Here is a 16,920-nt window from a genome sequence, read left to right on the forward strand (position 1 = left end):
GGTCGGAGCGGTTGTCCACGAACCTGCGCACACACCGTCAGGACGCAATGATCTTGCGCTCAGTGCGTTATCAAACCGTGATCTGATCTTCGGCCGGGAGGGTCTGCGGTGCCTCGCGGACGCGACACGGGCTACCCCGTGTGGAGCGGATAAGCGCCCTCGGTAATCTGAACGCGGCCAGAACCATCGAAACGTTCAAGGAGCACCCTCCGCCGTGAGCCGCACTCTTCGTCGCGGCGCGGTCGCCGCCGTCATCGTCGCGATCGCCCCCGTCCTCGCCGCCTGCTCTGCGGGGTCCAGCGCGGCGACCCTCGAGATCAAGCCCAACGTCGCCGCCACCACGCTGCAGATCCCCGGCGGCGGCCAGCTGAAGCTGAACGGCATCGCGGTCGTGACCGACGCGAACGGCAACGCGCCGGCCAACGTGGTCGCGAACATCGCGAACAACGAGAGCCAGGACGACAACCTGGTGTCGGTCACCGTCGGCACCACCGCCGCCACCCTCACCGGTAACACCAAGATCCCCCAGGGCGGCAGCATCCTGCTGAGCACCCCGGGCGTGGGGAACCCGATCGCCCAGGTCGCCACGCTGGCCGAGCCGGCCGGCGCCACCGTCCCGGTGACCTTCGGCTTCGCCAACGGCGGCCCGGTGACCATCTCGGTCCAGATCCAGCTGGGCACGGGCGACTACGCGTCCTACGCGCCCGCCACCCCGCCGCCGGCCCCGGTCGTCTCCCAGGTCGCGGCCGCCCCGGCCGGCACGTCCACCCCGAAGGCGGGCGCCGGCCACAAGGCGTCGCCGACCGCGACCCCGACGCACTGACCGGTCGGCCCTGACCGGTACGCAGTGACGAGAACGGCTGAGGCCGAACCCGTCCCGGGAGGGACGGGTTCGGCCTCAGCCTCGTTCGGGTGAATCCGGGTGAGCCCTCCGGGCAGGGAGGGCTCACCCAGGCCTGGTCACGGCTCGAACTTGTAGCCCAGCCCGCGCACGGTCACCAGGTAGCGCGGCGCGCCCGGGTCCGGCTCGATCTTCGCGCGCAGGCGCTTCACGTGGACGTCCAGCGTCTTGGTGTCGCCGACGTAGTCCGCGCCCCAGACCCGGTCGATCAGCTGCATCCGGGTGAGCACCCGGCCCGCGTTGCGGAGCAGCATCTCCAGCAGGTCGAACTCCTTGAGCGGCAGGTCCACCTTCGCGCCGTCCACGGTCACCACGTGACGGTCGACGTCCATCCTGACCGGACCGGCCTCCAGCGCGCCGGGGCCGCCGGCGGGCTCCTCCGCCTCGCCGCGGCGGCGCAGCACCGCGCGGATCCGGGCGACCAGCTCGCGGGTGGAGTACGGCTTGGTGACGTAGTCGTCCGCCCCTATCTCCAGGCCGACGACCTTGTCGATCTCGCTGTCCTTGGCGGTCACCATGATCACCGGGACGCTCGACTTGGCGCGCAGCTGGCGGCAGACCTCGGTGCCGGGCAGGCCGGGCAGCATCAGGTCGAGCAGCACCAGGTCGGCGCCGTTGCGTTCGAACTGGTCCAGCGCGTCGGGGCCGGTGGCGGCGATGGCCACCTCGAAGCCCTCCTTGCGCAGCATGTAGGACAGGGCGTCGCTGAAGGACTCCTCGTCCTCTACGACGAGCACACGGGTCACGGCATTGCCTCCGGGGCGGCGGTAAGGGTGGGAGCGGATTCGTGGTTCTGCGGGTCCTGCTCGGACAGCGCGGCCTCGTCGGACGGCGGCTCCTGGCCGACCGCCTTCCCTGCGGGCAGGCGCAGGGTGAAGGTCGATCCCTGTCCCTCGACGCTCCACACGCCCACGGTGCCGCCGTGCGAGGCGGCCACATGCTTGACGATGGAGAGTCCGAGGCCGGTCCCGCCGGTCGCACGGGAGCGGGCGGGGTCGACGCGGTAGAAGCGTTCGAAGATGCGTTCGCGGTCCTTCTCCGAGATGCCGACGCCCTGGTCGGTCACGGATATCTCGACCGAGTCCTGCTTGGTCCCCGGCAGCCTGCGGGCGGCGATGGCCACCCGCGTCCTGGCGGGGCTGTAGTTGACGGCGTTCTCGACGAGGTTGCCGAGGGCCGCGGCGAGCTGGCCGCGGTTGCCGTAGAGGTGGAGTCCGGCGATGCCGCCGGCAGCCATGGTGATCTGCTTGGCGGCGGCCTGGTGCCGGCAGCGGTCCATCGCCTCGGCCACCAGTTCGTCCACCGGGACGGGCTCGGCGTCGACCAGGCGCTCGTCGTCCTGGACCCGGGAGAGCTCGATGATCTCCTGGACCAGGCTGGTGAGCCTGGCCGACTCGATCAGCATCCGCCCGGAGAAGCGGCGCACCGCCTCCGGGTCGTCGCTGGCGTCCTGGACCGCCTCGGAGAGCAGCGACAGGGCGCCGACCGGCGTCTTCAGCTCGTGCGAGACGTTCGCCACGAAGTCGCGGCGGACCGCCTCGATGCGGCGCGCCTCGGTCAGGTCCTCGACCAGCACCAGCACCAGCCGGGAGCCGAGCGGGGCGACCCGCACGGAGACCGCGAGCACCTCGCCGCCGGCGGAGCGGCGCGGGATGTCGAGGTCGGCCTGCCGTATCTCTCCGTCCCTGCGCGTGAGTCTGGCCATGACCAGCATCGAGTCGACGGCGATCGCCCCTCCGCGGACCAGCCCGAGGGCATACGCGGCGGAGCTCGCCTTGATCACCTGATCGCTCTCGTCCAGCACGACAGCGCAGGAGCGCAACACCGACAGCACGGTGTCCACGCCCGGCGGCAGGGCCGGTTCCTCCTGCTGATCCGCGCGCTTCGAGGGCAGGTGCTCCTTCTCGCTCCAGCGGAAGGCGAGCGCGGCGGTGAGGCCGACTCCGAGCCCGACGAGCGCGCTCACGGAGGCGGCGGCCACGTTCACGTCCATATGTTCAGCCTAAGCGCACGATGATGACCTGCGGTGACCCCGCGGGAATGCGCTCAGCCGGAGGATGCCGAGAATTCACCTTGACGTCTCCGGTGGTTCACTCCTCCTGGGCGCGGGGGACGTCCGAGCGGCGCACAGTAGGTGCCGAACACCCGTCCAGGAGGATTGAGACAAGAATGCGCGACGCTTACCACGAGGAACTCGACTCCATCAGCGACGGCCTGGTGGAGCTGGCACGCCTGGCCGGGTCGGCGATGGGCCGGGCGACGACGGCACTGCTCGACGCTGATCTCGAACTGGCCGAGAGCGTGATCGCCGCCGACGAGAAGCTCGACACGCTCCACCACGACCTGGAGAACCGGGCCATCGCCCTGCTGGCCCGGCAGCAGCCGGTCGCCACCGACCTGCGCATCGTCGTCACCTCGCTGCGGATGAGCGCGGACCTGGAGCGCTCCGGCGACCTGGCCCGCCACGTGGCGAAGCTGGCCCGGCTGCGCTACCCCGAGTCGGCGGTCCCGCAGGACCTGCACCCGATCATCCTGGAGATGGGGCAGCTCGCGCAGCGCCTGATCGCCAAGGCCGGCCAGGTCATCGCGACCAAGGACGTCGACGAGGCGCTGGAGCTGGAGCGCGACGACGACCGGATGGACGAGCTGCACAAGCTGCTCTTCGCCCACCTGCTCGACGACCGCTGGCACCACGGTGTGGAGACCGCGGTCGACGTCACGCTCTGCGGCCGCTACTACGAGCGCTTCGCGGACCACGCGGTCTCCGTCGCCAAGCGCGTCGTCTTCCTGGTGACCGGCGAGCACGCGGACGACTTCGTCCCCGAGGCCGGCGACCAGTAACCGAAGGACCGCCGCCACCGGCCGCCACCGGGCCCGCACTGGCCCTCGCCGGCCGAAACGGCGCGCGGACCCGCTCACGGGCGTACGGGATGATCCCGTACGCCCGTTGACGCTCCGTACACGGGCGGTTTCACTGGGAGACAGGTCAGGCGGGCAATCGTGCCGCGCCGGCCGCGCCAGAGGAGGGCCGTACGCCATGACCCAGACTCCGACTCCGCCGTCCCCCACCCCACCCCCCGTCACCGAGGCCCCCCGACTCCCCGTACTCGCCGCCTGCGGCTGCGGCTCGGGCTGCGGCTGCGGCTGCCAGTCCGGCGCCGCCTGCAAGTGCGGCGGCTGTCGGCACTGACGCGCTGACCCACCAACACCGACCGATCACCACACCCGGACCCCCGTCCGCGCCACCCGCGCAGACGGGGCTCCGCCGTGACGTCCGCTCCTGGCTGGGCGGCTGATCACCGGCAGCCCACGCCGCCTGGAAGCGGAACGGACGCGACCGGACAGATGGACGTGCAGACATCGATGCACGCTCGCACACGGGCGTTCAGCCGGGTCGTCGAGGACCGTGCCGGCTCGGCATTGCCACGAAGGGAATCCGCAGGCCCGGCCGCCACCCGCCGCCCCAGCAGACACTCGCGAAACTGCCGCCGCGCGAGGTCGTGCCCGACTTCCTGCCACGTTGGCGAACCGCGAAGCGCATCGCCAACGTGGAGGAGCTCACCGGGGCGACGGCCATCGCGGAGAAGTAGTCAAGCGGTTCGCTTGATACCGACCCGCGGACCGAATCGCAACCTCAGACGCAGATAGATCATGTATTCGAAGAATTTTCGAGCTTCGATTCCCGACACCAAGGCTTGACAGGCGCCGTTCAATGACGGGATTATAGGCTCCCGCGCGCGCGACGCCAAACTCGCATGGCTCAACCTGGGGGGTTGCCATGAGTCAGTGCCCAAATATGTCGGAATTCAATATCACGGTGACCGCCGGGCACTATTCCACCCTTGCTGCAGTGCTCGCCGGATTTGCATTCACTGCTCTCATGTTCCTGGTCAGCAATCGTCGCGACGGCGAGCACCACAAGCATTTCGGCAATGCATACCTGGTGCTCATCGCGGCATTTCTGAGCTTGATTCTGTCGAGCCTGGGATACTCCGTCCTCGCCGGAGACCAAGAATCGAGCGGGCGGGCCTCGGTCGAGGAAGTCGTCCTCGGCATCGGGTTCGCACTCTCGGGAGTACTGGTGGTCTATGCCATCGTCCTGACCCTGGACGCGTCGGCAGCACACAGCGCCGCGGTGAGCGGCGGCACTGTCTCGAAGGAGGATGCGGTTGCCGCCTACGCCCGCAACGTTCTCGCCGTGTTCATCAATCCCCTCGCAACGCTCTATCTTTTCCTGGGCATGGGCGACTACCAGAGTGCGCGCTACGGGCCGTCGCATCCCTACGCCGAACCATTGCAGATTTACGGATGGACGCTCGTCGGACTGCAGATCATGGCCAGTGCGCTACTCTATTGGCGGTGGTACAAGAAGGCTGGCGCGTGGACTGGATCGAGGCAGGACAAGACAGTCAAACTGCTCAGTAAGACATTTCTCGCCATCACACTGCTCTCGGCGGTCGGATTCGCAATCATCGAATCCCAGTTCAGCGCCTGCGGGACACTCAGCCCTGTTATTCCTGCCGCAGTTCTCACGGTTGCAGTTCTCGCAACCGGTACTTTCACATACGTCCTGGCCCACACGCACCCGGGGTAACGCCCGGCCGGTTCACCCGGAAACAGATCGGCTCATCACCAGCGACATTCTCGCCGGTGATGAGCCCATTATTTCTGACCTACTTCTTGCCCTGGTTCTTGACCGCCTCGATCGCGGCAGCCGCGGCGGCCGGGTCGAGGTAGCGGCCGCCCGGGGTGAGCGGCTTGAAGTCGGCGTCGAGCTCGTAGACGAGCGGGATGCCGGTGGGGATGTTGAGACCGGCGATGGCCTCGTCGGAGATGCCGTCGAGGTGCTTCACCAGCGCGCGCAGCGAGTTGCCGTGGGCGGTGACCAGGACGGTGCGGCCGGCGGCCAGGTCCGGGACGATCGCGTCGTACCAGTACGGCAGCATGCGGTCGACGACGTCCTTGAGGCACTCCGTCTGCGGGCGGATGTCGGCCGGGAGCTCCGCGTAGCGGATGTCGTCGGCCTGGGAGAACTCGGCGTCGTCGGCGAGCGCGGGCGGCGGGGTGTCGTAGCTACGACGCCACAGCATGAACTGCTCCTCGCCGAACTCGGCGAGGGTCTGGGCCTTGTCCTTGCCCTGCAGCGCGCCGTAGTGGCGCTCGTTCAGGCGCCAGGAGCGGTGCACCGGGATCCAGTGGCGGTCCGCGCGGTCCAGCGCGATCTGCGCGGTGCGGATCGCCCGGCGGAGCAGGGAGGTGTGCAGAACATCGGGAAGAAGACCCTCGGACGCGAGCAGCTCGCCGCCGCGTAGAGCCTCCTTCTCGCCCTTCGCGTTCAGGTCGACGTCGACCCAGCCGGTGAAGAGGTTCTTCTCGTTCCACTGGCTCTCGCCGTGGCGGAGCAGGACAAGACGGTAGGGAGCTTCAGCCATGGCCCCGAGCCTAAACCAGTCGCTTATTCGCTGGCGCGCACGTCCATCCGACGAGTAATGTCCGGGCTGCTGATCTGACACTTACCACCCCTGGTCGGAGCCCTATGCGCACGCCTGCCCCCGCCCGTCTGCGAATTGTGCTGCGTGAGACGGTGGGCGGCCTGCCGACCACGTTCTGGTGGCTGTGGACCAGCACCCTGGTGAACCGGCTGGGCAGTTTCGTCGTCACCTTCCTCACCCTCTATCTGACGGCCACCCGCGGCTTCTCCCCGGCCGTGGCCGGGCTGGTCGTCTCCGCGTTCGGGCTCGGCGGGGTCTTCGGCGCCGTCGCCGGCGGGATCGCCGCGGACCGGATCGGGCGGCGGCCGACGCTGGTCGCCGCGCAGACACTGGCCGCCGTGTCGACGGTACTGCTCGGCTACACCCGCTCCCCGGCCCTGATCGCGCTCGTCGCCGCCCTGCTCGGGCTGACCCGCAACGCCGCACGGCCGGCCATCTCGGCGATCATGGCCGACCTGGTCCCCGGCGCCGACCGGGTCCGGGCGTTCTCGCTGAACTACTGGGCGATCAACATCGGCTTCGCGGTCTCCGCCTCCGTCGCGGGCGCGCTGGCGGCCCACGGCTTCCTGATCCTCTTCTACGGGGACGCGATCACCACGCTGCTCTGCGCGCTCGTCGTCTTCCTCCGCATCCCCGAGACCCGGCCCGAACGTGCCACCGAGGACCGGCCGACCGGCCAGGAACCGGGGCCAGGGATCGGCATGGGGACGGTCTTCCGCGACGGCCCCTACATGGGCCTGGTCGGCCTCACCTTCCTGCTGGCGATGGTCGTCGGCCTCGGCCAGGTCGCCCTGCCCGTCGTGATGGGACGCCAGGGCTACTCCGCCTCCGACTTCGGGCTCGTCGTCGCGATCAACGGCGTGCTGATCGTCTTCGGGCAGATCCCGCTCACCCGGCTGATGCGGAACCGCAGCCGCACCGGCGTGCTGATCGCCGCCGCGCTGCTGCACGGATTCGGCATGGCGTTGTGCGCCTTCGCCGGCGGAATGGGCTTCTACGCCCTGACCGTCGCCGTCTGGACCCTCGGCGAGATCCTGTGGACGCCCGCCAACCAGGCGCTGGTCGCCGAGCTCTCCCCGGTCCACGGCCGCGGGCGCTACCAGGGCGTCTTCTCGCTCGCGTGGCAGACGTCCTCGTTCCTGGCGCCGCTGGGCGCCGGCGTCATGCTGGCGTGGTGGGGCGCGGACTCCGTCTGGGGCGTCCGCGCCGCCCTCGGCCTGGTCAGCGCCGCCGGTTACGTCGTCCTGATGCGCGGCCGCGCCGGACAGCGCGCCAACATCCCGGCGGCCTCGGCCGACGAGCCCGCCCTTACCGCAGACGCCGCCCCCGCCGCCGCCGCCACGAACAATTCGGGTGCCCCCGTCGCGGCAGGCTCCTAGAGTGCCGACCATGGGACAGCGTCAGAGCAACGGCACCGCCACAAGCAACGCCTCGAACAGCGCCTCGAACGACTCCACCGCGACAGGCGCAGGCCGCACGGCGGCACGGATCGACATCCGGGTCATCACCGACGACGAGCTGCCCGCCTGGGGCCAGGCGCTCAACGCCGGGTTCATGCGCCCCAAGGGCGACGGCGACGCGGACTGGCTCCGTCAGCGCTTCGAGCTCGGCCGCGCCCTCGGTGCGTTCGACGGTGAGCGCTGCGTCGGGACCTTCCGCAGCTTCGCGAAGGAGTTGACGTTGCCCGGTGGCGCGACGGCCGTGGCGGACGCGGTCACGAACGTGACGGTCTCGGCCAGTCACCGCCGCCGCGGCCTGCTCACCCGGATGATGCGTCAGGACCTCGACGCGGCCGCCGCCCGCGGAGAGGCCTTCGCCATGCTGATCGCCGCCGAGTTCGGCATCTACGGCCGCTACGGCTTCGGTCCCGCCAGCGCCCAGCACGGCAAGCTGATCGACAAGCAGGTGGCCGGCGGCATCCGGGTTCCCGCCGAGGCGGAGGGCGGCAGCATCGAGCTGCTGACCATGGCCGAGTACGCCAAGATCGGTGCGGAGCTGCACGACCGCTTCCGCCGCACCCGTCCCGGCGCGGTCGGCCGCGACACCGCCGTCTGGCGGATCCGCAGCGGCGAGTCACCGCTCCCCGGCACCTCCTTCAAGGAGCCGCTGGTCGCCCTCTACCGCGACCCGTCCGGCACCCCGGCCGGGCTGCTCAGCTACGTGGTCTCCGACGACGAGTGGCGCAACTGGCTGCCCAAGGACGTCGTGCTCAAGGTCAAGGACTACTTCGCGGTCGACTGGCCCGCCGAGGCAGCGCTGTGGCGCTTCGCGCTGGAGATGGACTGGATCCAGCGCATCGACGTCTGGGACATCGCCCCCGACTCGCCGCTGCCGCTCGCGCTGCACAACCAGCGCGCCTGCGTCGACAACAACGACAGCACCGGGGACTTCCTGTGGGTCCGGATCCTCGACGTCCCGCAGGCCTTCTCCGCCCGCACCTACGACGCGCCGGGCCGGGTCGTCTTCGAGGTGGCCGACGCGATGGGCTACGCCGCCGGGAGCTACCAGCTCGACGTCGCCGAGGACGGGACCGGCCGCTGCACCCCGGCGGATCCGGCCGCCGAGGTCGACTTCGCGCTCGACGTCAGCGACCTGGCCGCCGTCTACTTCGGCCACCAGCCGCTGGAACGGCTGCAGGCCGCCGGGCTGCTGACAGAGCGCCGCGCCGGTGCGGTGCGCGCCGCGCAGCGCATCCTGCGCACCGACCGCGCGCCCTGGTGCCCGGACGTGTTCTGACCCGGAGATCGTCCGCCGCCACGGGAACCCGTCCGACGTCACCGGAGCCCGTCCGCCGCAAGCGGACTGCGCGCCGTCCCGGCCCGGCGGGTCCGATCCGCCGTCCAAGGCTCGGTCTCCGGCGCGCCCCGGCCCGATCCGGCCCCATCCGATCCGGCCCGGCCGCGGTCAGCCCGCGCCGGCCTCGGCGCGCAGCCGCTTCAGGGTCCGGACGTCGGCGGCGTGCCCGAAGCCGGGCGCCGCGCTGCGGTCGGGCGTCTCCAGGATCAGCGGCACCCCGCGCGTCGCGGGGTGCCGGAACAGCTCGGCGAACGCCTGCGTGCCGATGTGCCCGTCGCCGATGTTGGCGTGCCGGTCCTTGCGCGCGCCGACCACGTCCTTGGAGTCGTTGGCGTGGATCAGCCGCAGCCGGTCCGGCCCGAAGACCTCCTCCAACAGGTCGAGGGCGGCGGTGACCCCGCCCGGCGCGGCCAGGTCGTGTCCGGCGGCGAAGACGTGGCAGGTGTCCAGGCAGACGCCGAGCCTCGGGTGCCGGTCCAGCGCGTCCGCGTAGGCGGCCAGGTCCTCGATCCGCGAGCAGAGCGACTCGCCCTGACCGGCGGTCGGCTCCAGCAGCAGCCAAGGGACCTCGCCCCGCTCCTGCCCGTCCGCCGCGGCGGACGCGTCCAGCTCGTCGAGCAACGGCCGCACATCCTCCCGCACCTGCCGCATCGCCTCCGCCCGTCGACCCGCGCCGATGGCCGACCCGGTGTGCACGACCACACCGCGGGCGCCGATCGCGCCGGCGCGGTGCAGCGAGTGCCGCAGCGACTCGGCCGAGCGCTCGCGGGTGGCGGCGGTGTCCGAGCCGAAGTTGATCAGATAGGGCGCGTGGACGTACGCGGGCAGCCGCCGCTCGGCGCAGGCCTCGCGGAAGGCCGCGTCCTGGGCCGGGTTGCCGACGGGGGTGGCCCAGCCGCGCGGGTTGGCGACGAAGACCTGGACCGCCTCCGCCCCGATCTGCTCCGCGTAGGCGATCCCCGTTCCCACCAGACCCCGTGCGGCGACCGGCACATGGGCGCCGATCGGGTTCCGGCGGCGGGCGGCCTGCTCGTCTGCGTCCTGTTGGTGCACCCGTGCAGCATGCCACCCGGCACGGCGCCCGACGTCAGCCGGCCTTCTCCACCGGGATCCACAGCTCGGCCGCCGCGCCGCCGCCGTCCGGTGCCGCGCCGACCTTGAGCAGCTCGGGTCCCGGGCGGTAGCGGTAGGGGTTGGAGGGGAACCACTGGGTGAACACGTCGCGCCACAGCTCCTGCAGGGCCTGCGGGAACTCGCCCGAGTTCGCGAACACCGCCCACGTCCCCGGCGGGAGGCTGAGCACGTCCAGGTCGTCCGGCAGGGCGTCGGCGGCGGCTCCGCTCACCACGCCGTGGTAGTAGTCGACGTCGCTGCCCTCGGCCCGGTTGGGGTCGTGGAGAACGGTCGCGGAGATGACGCCCGACGGCTCCTGGTCCGACAGCGCGGCGATCCGCGCCATCGTCCCTGGCCCGATGCTCCTGATCATCTCGGCGATGCCGGGGTTGATCCCCTCGTGGACCAGCGGCACCCGGGCCGACCTCCCCACCACCCGGAACCCGTCCCGCTCCACAATGCGGTACTGCATGGTGCTACTCCCTTCGACGACGAGCCGGAAGGACATCCGCGGCTGGGCCTGCAGCGCGGCGCCGGTGCGTCGCGCCTCCCCGGGCCCGATCCCGTGCAGCGCCCGGAACGCCCGGGCGAAGGCCTCGCCCGAGCCGTAGCCGTACCGGACGGCGATGTCGAGCAGCGTCCGATCCCCGGCCAGCACCTCGGCTCCGGCCACCGTGAGCCTGCGCCGTCGGACGTACTCCGACAGCGGCACCCCCGCGAGCGCCGAGAACGTCCGCCGCAGGTGGTACTCCGAGGTGAGCGCGATCCGCGCCAACTCGGAGACGTCGACGGTTCCGTCGAGGTGGTCCTCGATGTGGTCCATCGCCCGGTTCAGATGCTCCAACAACTCCGGATCCCTTCCTTGTCCTTACGTCACCGAGCCTAGGAACCCTCCCCGGCCGACACCCGACATCCTGTGCCCGCTCCGGTCGGGTGGGCCGCGCCGCGCTCACCGCCCGCCGGTCGGCTGCGCCGGGCTCCGGTGGTAGACGCAGGCGACGCCGTCGTCCGGGTCGCCGACGGTGGCGACGAGAACGAAGCCGTGGCCGTCACGGCCGTAGTCGAGCGCGTAGCCGTCAGTGCCCAAGGTGAGCTGCACCGACGCGGGAATGTCGGTGCCGGCCAGTCCCGGGTCCTGACGCCAGCTCACCGGCCCCGTCGCCGTACGGGTCACCTGGAGGAGGTCGGGCGCGTCGTCGATGGGGAAACGTCGGACCCGGCCGGAGCCGTCCGCGGCCAGGTCCATGGTGGTGTGCGGGCAGCGGCTGTCGGCCGTCCAGTGGCCGACGAGTTGGCTCAGCCGGACCGGTTGGCTCAGCGGCTCCACCCCGACTCCCGCCAACGCGCACCCGCTCGTCGCCGCCATGACGGCGACCGGTCCGACGATCCCGACTGTCCAACGCCACACCTGGCTGCGCCCGTTCATCGTCTTCCCCTCGTTCTTCGTCGTTCGTTCGTCGTGGCCGACATCAGGCCGAGCGGCGGCCGTCCTCTGCGTCTTCACGTCCTCACAGGAGCAGCCACGCCCATCCGAGGTGCTCCGAGCCGTGTGCCCAGAGCCCCTGGTCACCGAGCGGACGGAGTGTCCTCGCCACAGCGGCCAGGTCGTCGTCGGCGCGGGCGGAGTCGGCGGAGAGGATCAGCAGGACGCCGTCGCGGCGCTCCGCGAGGCCGCGCCATCCCGCGTCCGTGGACAGCTCCCAGCTGCCCGGCCCGGTCTGTCGGCACTGCGTCACCGGGATGGTGACGATCGATCCGGTGTCGTCGGCGGAGCCGTCCATGTCGCCGTCGGAGATCACCGCCAGCGGCCCGCACGGCTGCGTCGCTGCCGGGGCGACGGTGACCAGCCCGTCAGCGAAGCCGTCGATGGTGCTGTCGGCGAAGAAGACGTCGGTCCGGAGCATGTGCCGGCCGAGGTCGAAGCTCTCCTGGTGTCCCCCGGGCCAGTCGACCGTCTGCAGCAGACGCCGGTCCACGCCCGGGTGTTGGCCGCGCCACAGCGTTCCGGCCAGCCACTCCTGGCCCGCCCTGACCGGCACGACGCACAGCACGAGCAGGACCGTCGCGCCCACCGCCGTCAGCGCCGCCCGTCGGCCGATGGAGTGGAGCAGGGTGAACACGATCGGGTAAGGCAGGCAGAGCAGCAGGACCGAGAGCGCTCCGAATCCGGGGAACGACGCCCCGGCCGTGAGCACCGAGTTGAGCCCGAGCATGCCGACCCCACCGAGCAGCAGTGTCACGAAGGCCGCGCCGACGGGCCGGCTCGGCGGCTCGGCCAGGTCCTTGGCGCAGGCGGTGACGGCGAGCAGGGCGAAGACCTGGCAGCCGCCCGCGACGGCGAGGACGAACAGGGCACCGAAGGCCGCGGTCCCCCCGCCACCCGAGTACGCGTAGGCCTGCATCTCGGCGCGCACCGCGCCGATGCCGAAGGCGGAGAGGAAACCACCGCACCACACCCCCGGCAGCGTCACCCACAGCGGGTGGGTGGGCCCGGCGGTGAGTGCGATCCGGGGCCGGTAGTGGGTCAGCGTGTTCATCGTTCCCCTCCGCGGCGGCGCGGAGGGGACCCGTGGGCTCAGCCGCGCCGTAGGCGCCTGACGGTCTTCTTCGGTTGGTCGGTCTTGTCGGTCTTCTGGGTCTTCCCGGCCGTCCGGGTCTTCCCGGCCGTCTCCGCCGTCTCGACCGTCTCGGCCTCCGCGGCGGGCGACTCCGTCGCATCGGACCGTGCCGTCGCGCCGGTCGGCCTCGACGCGGTCGTCTTGCCGATGGTCGGCAGGACGAAGTCCTTGATCATGTCCACCGCGTCGCGGACCAGCGGGCGGAAGACCCGGTAGCGCGACAGGGTGACGAGCTTGGCGACGAAGGGTGAGCAGCGCTTGACGAAGGCACGGGTGCGCTCGGTGTCGTCGGTGCGGTCGAAGACCCAGTACAGGACCACGACCATGAGGTGCAGCCAGAGCAGGTCGGGCAGGAGCTCGTCCAGCTCGGGGTCGATCTTGGGCCCGAGGTCCGACCCGTCCAGCACCTCGCGGAAGAGCTGGACGGCCGTCTCGCGGGCCGGGTGGGACTCGTTGGAGAAGGGGCTGAGCGCGCTGTTCGGGTCGGCGGCCGTGCGGAAGAACTGCGCGGCGAACTCGTGGTACGGCGCCGCGCAGTCGACCCACGAGTCCAGCGCGATGCAGAGCCGCTCCGAGAAGTCCCGCTCCCCCGCCATCCGCTGCCGGGCCTCCACCAGATGCTCGTGCGTCATGCGGTCGTAGAACCCCTGGATCAGGAATTCCTTGCCCTCGTAGTAGTAGTAGGCGTTGCCGACCGAGACGCCGGCCTCCGCCGCGATCGCCCGCATGGTGGTCTTCTCGTAGCCCCGCTCCTGGAAGAGCCGCATGGCGGTCTCCAGGATCAGCGCCCGGGTGCGTTCGCTCTTCGCCTTCTTGGCACTCTCGGCCGCGCCCGCCTTCTCGGCGGGTTCGGGGGAGGTATCGGTCGGCAGATCGTCGGTCACGGGTCGAGGCTATCCGGAGCGGGGCCCGCGCCGAGCGCCGCAGGCGGAGTGCGGGTGCGGCTTCGCGGGGTTCGGTCGGGTGGCGGGGGCACCGGCCGCCCCCTGCACGGTCGGTGCCCCCGCCTCCCTTTCGCGCCGCCGGACCGGCGCGTCGCTGGCACCCGGGTCCGGCGCGCTCCACGGCACGGCTCAGGCCCGCGGGACGAGTCCGCCGGGCGGTCCGGTTCCACCGTCGGGCGGCTCGGAGACGTGCGTGATCACGTTCGGGTTCAGGCTCGGGTTCATGCTCGGGTCCATGGCGCAACAGCCCTTCACCACACGTCGCACTACTTCTTGAACGCGTTCAGTTTCGCGTCGATGCGACTGTAGCCATGTTTTTGAACGCGTTCAAGTAGCGTGGGAGGCGCGAGCGAAACCCAAGGCTCAGATCTGGATCAAGTCCGGTGTCGGCCGCTCGCACCCCGGGCACAGTGGCGATGACGCGGCGGGAACCGCCGCCGAACGGGCCCGACGGGGCCGAGCAAGGGGGACTGATGGTCAGCATGGCGCTCGTGGTGGCGGTGCCGATCGTGTTCTTCGGCGGGATTCTCGCGGTGGTGGTGACCGTGGTCCGAAGGGCCAACGGGGCGGTCCAGGGCGGAGCGGTCCGGCGGAGCGGCTCGTCGTGGCGGCCGGGAACGTCCGACGGCCTCGCCTACCTGCCCGACGCTTCCCCGTCGAGCGGCTACGCCGACAACGGGTCCACGCATCACGGGGGCCACCACCACGGCGGGCATCACGACACCGGGGGCTCGTCCTGGTCCTCCGGCTGGGACTCGGGGAGTTCGGGCGGCGGCTTCGACGGCGGTGGCGGGCACCACCACGGCTGACACGACACACACGGAGGGGCCGCGCCGACGGCGGCGCGGCCCCTCCGGCCCACGCGGGTCCTACTTCAGTTGGTACTCGTAGGGTGTCGTGGTCGCGAGCTGCGCGAAGCCGAGCCGGGCGAGGATCGGCCGGCTCTGGTCGGACGCGTCGACGAAGAGGTAGCGGTAGCCGCGCTCGACGGCGATCCGCGCCCGGTGACCGACCAGCGCACGGTAGATCCCGCGCCCGCGCCACGCCTCGACCGTGCCACCGCCCCAGAGACCGACGAAATCGGTGCCCGCGTTGAAGTCCATCCGCACGGCACAGACCGGCTCGTCCCCGGCCATCGCGACGAACGCCCGCACGCTCTCCGGCGCGCTTTCGAGCTGCGCGAGCAGCCGGACCTTGATCCGGTCGCCGACTCCGTTGTCGAAGGCCTGGTCGTGCACCCGGGCAAGCAGCTCGACGCCGGCCGCGTCGGTCACCGGCACGAACTCGACGCCCTCCGGCGCGGGCGCGGGGATCGCCGCGATCGCCGCGGCTTCCGCGACCATCAGCGCCTCGGAGTCCTCGGGCACGAAGCCCGCCGCGCTCAGCCGCGCGCCCAGATCGGCGGGACGGTCGTGGCTGTAGAGCTTCCACTCGAAGCTCTCCACGTCCCCGAGCGCGGCGTAGTCCCGTACCTGCTGCGCGATCACCGCGTCCGCGTCCTCGCCCGCGTCGACCGCCAACCCGGACCAGAGCACCCCGTTCCACATCTCCCCCGGCCCGACCTGCCGCGTCACGGCGCCCACCCGCTCCACCCGCGTCAGCGGATGATCGGGACGCGCCTCCCGGCGCATCTGGCGGTCGAAGTCGTCGAGTGCGCGCTGAGGATCCATGGACTCCAGCGGATCACGCCCACCGTGACCTGGGCAAACGAATATCCTCCCGCGCCTGGCAGCACCGGCGGCACGCTGAGAGCCGGTCAGACCCCTGTCACGCCGTCGACGCCCTCGCGGAGGAAGTCGGCGTGGCCGTTGTGGCGGGTGTACTCCAGGAGCATGTGGAGCATGACCGCTCGCAGGGTCACGTCGGACTCCCAGCGGGCGGCGTGGACCGTCAGGTCCAGCGACTCCGCCTCGCGCTCGATCCGGCGGGACTGTTCGACCTCGGCCTGCCAGGCGGCGAAGGCCTCCTCGCGCGTCGACGTGCTCGCGTCGTAGGCGACCTGGAAGTCGCCCTCCGGGGACCAGACCAGCGGGAGGTCCGTCTCCTGGTTGATCGTCCGCCGGAACCAGGCGCGCTCGACCTCCGCCATGTGCCGTACCAGGCCCAGCAGCGAGAGCGTCGACGGCGGCATGGACTGCTGCCGCAGCTGCTCGTCGGTCAGGCCGTCGCACTTCATCGCGAGTGTGGCGCGGTGGAAGTCGAGCAGGTCGCGCAGCGACTGGCGTTCGTCGCTGGTGGTGCTGGGCGAATTCCGTACTGTCGGAGTCCACTTGGAGGTCTCGTCTGTGGCCACGGCTGAAGATCCCTTCATGTTCGAGGGCGACAGACTACGTCGTGGACGCCCCACCCTCAGGGACGTCGGACCGGCTGACTATCCTCCTGCAACGGATCACAACGCGGCGCGTCCCAGGGCGCCGCCAGGAGGGGGACCTGTGTTGCATCGACGCCCTGCCCGAACGACGGCGACAGCCATCGCCGCCGCAGCCGTACTGCTCAGCGCCGCGTGCGCGTCCGGCCCCCAGGTGACCGCGGCTCCCGCCGGGGCGCCGAAAAGCGCGTCGGCGCCGGCGACCGCGCCGGCCACGCCCACAACGGCGGCCGCCACCCCGCTCGCGCAGCAGCCGCAGCAGGCGCCTCCGGCTCCGATACCGGCCCACTACGACGGGACCCGGAACGCCACGGCCGACATCAAGGCCGCGCTCGCGGCGTCCGCGAAGGACCATCGCGAGGTACTGCTCGACTTCGGCGCGAACTGGTGCCCCGACTGCGTCGCCCTCGACGCGCTCTTCCGCTCCCCCGGCGTGATGCCGCTGGTGCAGAAGAACTACCGCGTCGTCGCCATCGACGTCGGCAAGTTCGACCACAACCTCGACGTCGCGAGCGCGTACGTCAATCTCAACACCAGCGGCATCCCGGCACTGGTCGTGCTGACCGCCGACGGCAAGGTGCGCACCGCCACCAACGACGGGGCGTTCTCCAACGCGAGGACGATGGACGCCGCCCAGGTCAGCGCCTTCCTGACGCGCTGGTCCGCCGGCGACGCGCAGTGACCCTCC

General features: G+C 71.2%; 17 protein-coding genes. 7 read left to right on the forward strand and 10 right to left on the reverse strand.

Annotated features, from left to right (window positions below):
* The first annotated feature begins 214 nt into the window (after window positions 1-214).
* Window positions 215-823, forward strand: a complete 609-nt coding sequence (locus BS83_RS42695; protein WP_051945251.1) for a hypothetical protein — start codon at window positions 215-217, stop codon at window positions 821-823.
* Window positions 824-960: 137 nt separating this feature from the next.
* Here the strand turns inward: BS83_RS42695 and BS83_RS40650 are convergent, their stop codons facing one another.
* Together BS83_RS40650 and BS83_RS40655 are read right to left on the reverse strand one after the other, a co-directional pair.
* Window positions 961-1,647, reverse strand: a complete 687-nt coding sequence (locus BS83_RS40650) for a response regulator transcription factor (protein WP_037608430.1) — start codon at window positions 1,645-1,647, stop codon at window positions 961-963.
* Complete coding sequence (locus tag BS83_RS40655; RefSeq protein ID WP_037608432.1) at window positions 1,644-2,894, reverse strand: sensor histidine kinase; 1,251 nt, start codon at window positions 2,892-2,894, stop codon at window positions 1,644-1,646. The genes BS83_RS40650 and BS83_RS40655 overlap by 4 nt, the downstream gene beginning before the upstream one ends.
* A 176-nt stretch (window positions 2,895-3,070) precedes the next feature.
* Here BS83_RS40655 and phoU point away from each other — a divergent pair, with 176 nt between their 5' ends.
* Together phoU and BS83_RS40665 are read left to right on the forward strand one after the other, a co-directional pair.
* The gene (phoU, locus tag BS83_RS40660; protein WP_037608434.1) at window positions 3,071-3,742 is read left to right on the forward strand and encodes a phosphate signaling complex protein PhoU; all 672 of its coding nucleotides are present in this window, start codon (window positions 3,071-3,073) and stop codon (window positions 3,740-3,742) included.
* 976 nt (window positions 3,743-4,718) lie between these two features.
* The gene (locus tag BS83_RS40665; protein ID WP_157597508.1) at window positions 4,719-5,495 is read left to right on the forward strand and encodes a hypothetical protein; all 777 of its coding nucleotides are present in this window, start codon (window positions 4,719-4,721) and stop codon (window positions 5,493-5,495) included.
* Window positions 5,496-5,574: 79 nt separating this feature from the next.
* Here BS83_RS40665 and BS83_RS40670 read toward each other — a convergent pair whose 3' ends face one another.
* Window positions 5,575-6,333, reverse strand: a complete 759-nt coding sequence (locus BS83_RS40670; protein ID WP_037608438.1) for a phosphoglyceromutase — start codon at window positions 6,331-6,333, stop codon at window positions 5,575-5,577.
* Window positions 6,334-6,437: 104 nt separating this feature from the next.
* Between BS83_RS40670 and BS83_RS40675 the strand changes: the two genes are divergently transcribed.
* Both BS83_RS40675 and BS83_RS40680 read left to right on the forward strand, forming a co-directional pair.
* On the forward strand, window positions 6,438-7,772 hold the full coding sequence (locus tag BS83_RS40675) for an MDR family MFS transporter (protein ID WP_051945252.1): 1,335 nt from the start codon (window positions 6,438-6,440) through the stop codon (window positions 7,770-7,772).
* 10 nt (window positions 7,773-7,782) lie between these two features.
* On the forward strand, window positions 7,783-9,129 hold the full coding sequence (locus BS83_RS40680; RefSeq protein WP_157597509.1) for a GNAT family N-acetyltransferase: 1,347 nt from the start codon (window positions 7,783-7,785) through the stop codon (window positions 9,127-9,129).
* A 168-nt stretch (window positions 9,130-9,297) separates the two neighbouring features.
* Here BS83_RS40680 and BS83_RS40685 read toward each other — a convergent pair whose 3' ends face one another.
* The 5 genes from BS83_RS40685 to BS83_RS40705 all read right to left on the reverse strand — a co-directional run bounded on the left by BS83_RS40685 (window position 9,298) and on the right by BS83_RS40705 (window position 13,804).
* On the reverse strand, window positions 9,298-10,242 hold the full coding sequence (locus BS83_RS40685) for a deoxyribonuclease IV (RefSeq protein WP_037608440.1): 945 nt from the start codon (window positions 10,240-10,242) through the stop codon (window positions 9,298-9,300).
* 34 nt (window positions 10,243-10,276) lie between these two features.
* The gene (locus BS83_RS40690; protein WP_037608442.1) at window positions 10,277-11,149 is read right to left on the reverse strand and encodes an AraC family transcriptional regulator; all 873 of its coding nucleotides are present in this window, start codon (window positions 11,147-11,149) and stop codon (window positions 10,277-10,279) included.
* 102 nt (window positions 11,150-11,251) lie between these two features.
* Window positions 11,252-11,728, reverse strand: coding sequence for a hypothetical protein (locus BS83_RS40695; RefSeq protein ID WP_037608445.1), 477 nt, complete (start codon window positions 11,726-11,728; stop codon window positions 11,252-11,254).
* A gap of 82 nt (window positions 11,729-11,810) precedes the next feature.
* Window positions 11,811-12,839, reverse strand: coding sequence for a hypothetical protein (locus tag BS83_RS40700; RefSeq protein WP_037608447.1), 1,029 nt, complete (start codon window positions 12,837-12,839; stop codon window positions 11,811-11,813).
* 38 nt (window positions 12,840-12,877) lie between these two features.
* Window positions 12,878-13,804, reverse strand: a complete 927-nt coding sequence (locus tag BS83_RS40705; protein ID WP_232248667.1) for a TetR/AcrR family transcriptional regulator — start codon at window positions 13,802-13,804, stop codon at window positions 12,878-12,880.
* Between the two features lie 533 nt (window positions 13,805-14,337).
* On the opposite strand from BS83_RS40705, the gene BS83_RS46900 reads away from it, so the two are divergent.
* A complete protein-coding gene (locus BS83_RS46900) occupies window positions 14,338-14,673 on the forward strand; it encodes a hypothetical protein (protein WP_037608449.1) in 336 nt (111 codons plus the stop codon).
* 60 nt (window positions 14,674-14,733) lie between these two features.
* Here BS83_RS46900 and BS83_RS40715 read toward each other — a convergent pair whose 3' ends face one another.
* Both BS83_RS40715 and BS83_RS40720 read right to left on the reverse strand, forming a co-directional pair.
* Window positions 14,734-15,534, reverse strand: coding sequence for a GNAT family N-acetyltransferase (locus tag BS83_RS40715; RefSeq protein ID WP_037608451.1), 801 nt, complete (start codon window positions 15,532-15,534; stop codon window positions 14,734-14,736).
* A gap of 86 nt (window positions 15,535-15,620) precedes the next feature.
* Complete coding sequence (locus BS83_RS40720; RefSeq protein ID WP_051945854.1) at window positions 15,621-16,079, reverse strand: DinB family protein; 459 nt, start codon at window positions 16,077-16,079, stop codon at window positions 15,621-15,623.
* A 217-nt stretch (window positions 16,080-16,296) separates the two neighbouring features.
* Here BS83_RS40720 and BS83_RS42700 point away from each other — a divergent pair, with 217 nt between their 5' ends.
* Complete coding sequence (locus BS83_RS42700) at window positions 16,297-16,914, forward strand: thioredoxin family protein (RefSeq protein WP_051945256.1); 618 nt, start codon at window positions 16,297-16,299, stop codon at window positions 16,912-16,914.
* Window positions 16,915-16,920: the final 6 nt, after the last annotated feature.

Origin of the sequence: Streptacidiphilus rugosus AM-16 (genome assembly GCF_000744655.1) — a bacterium.
GTDB lineage: Bacteria > Actinomycetota > Actinomycetes > Streptomycetales > Streptomycetaceae > Streptacidiphilus > Streptacidiphilus rugosus.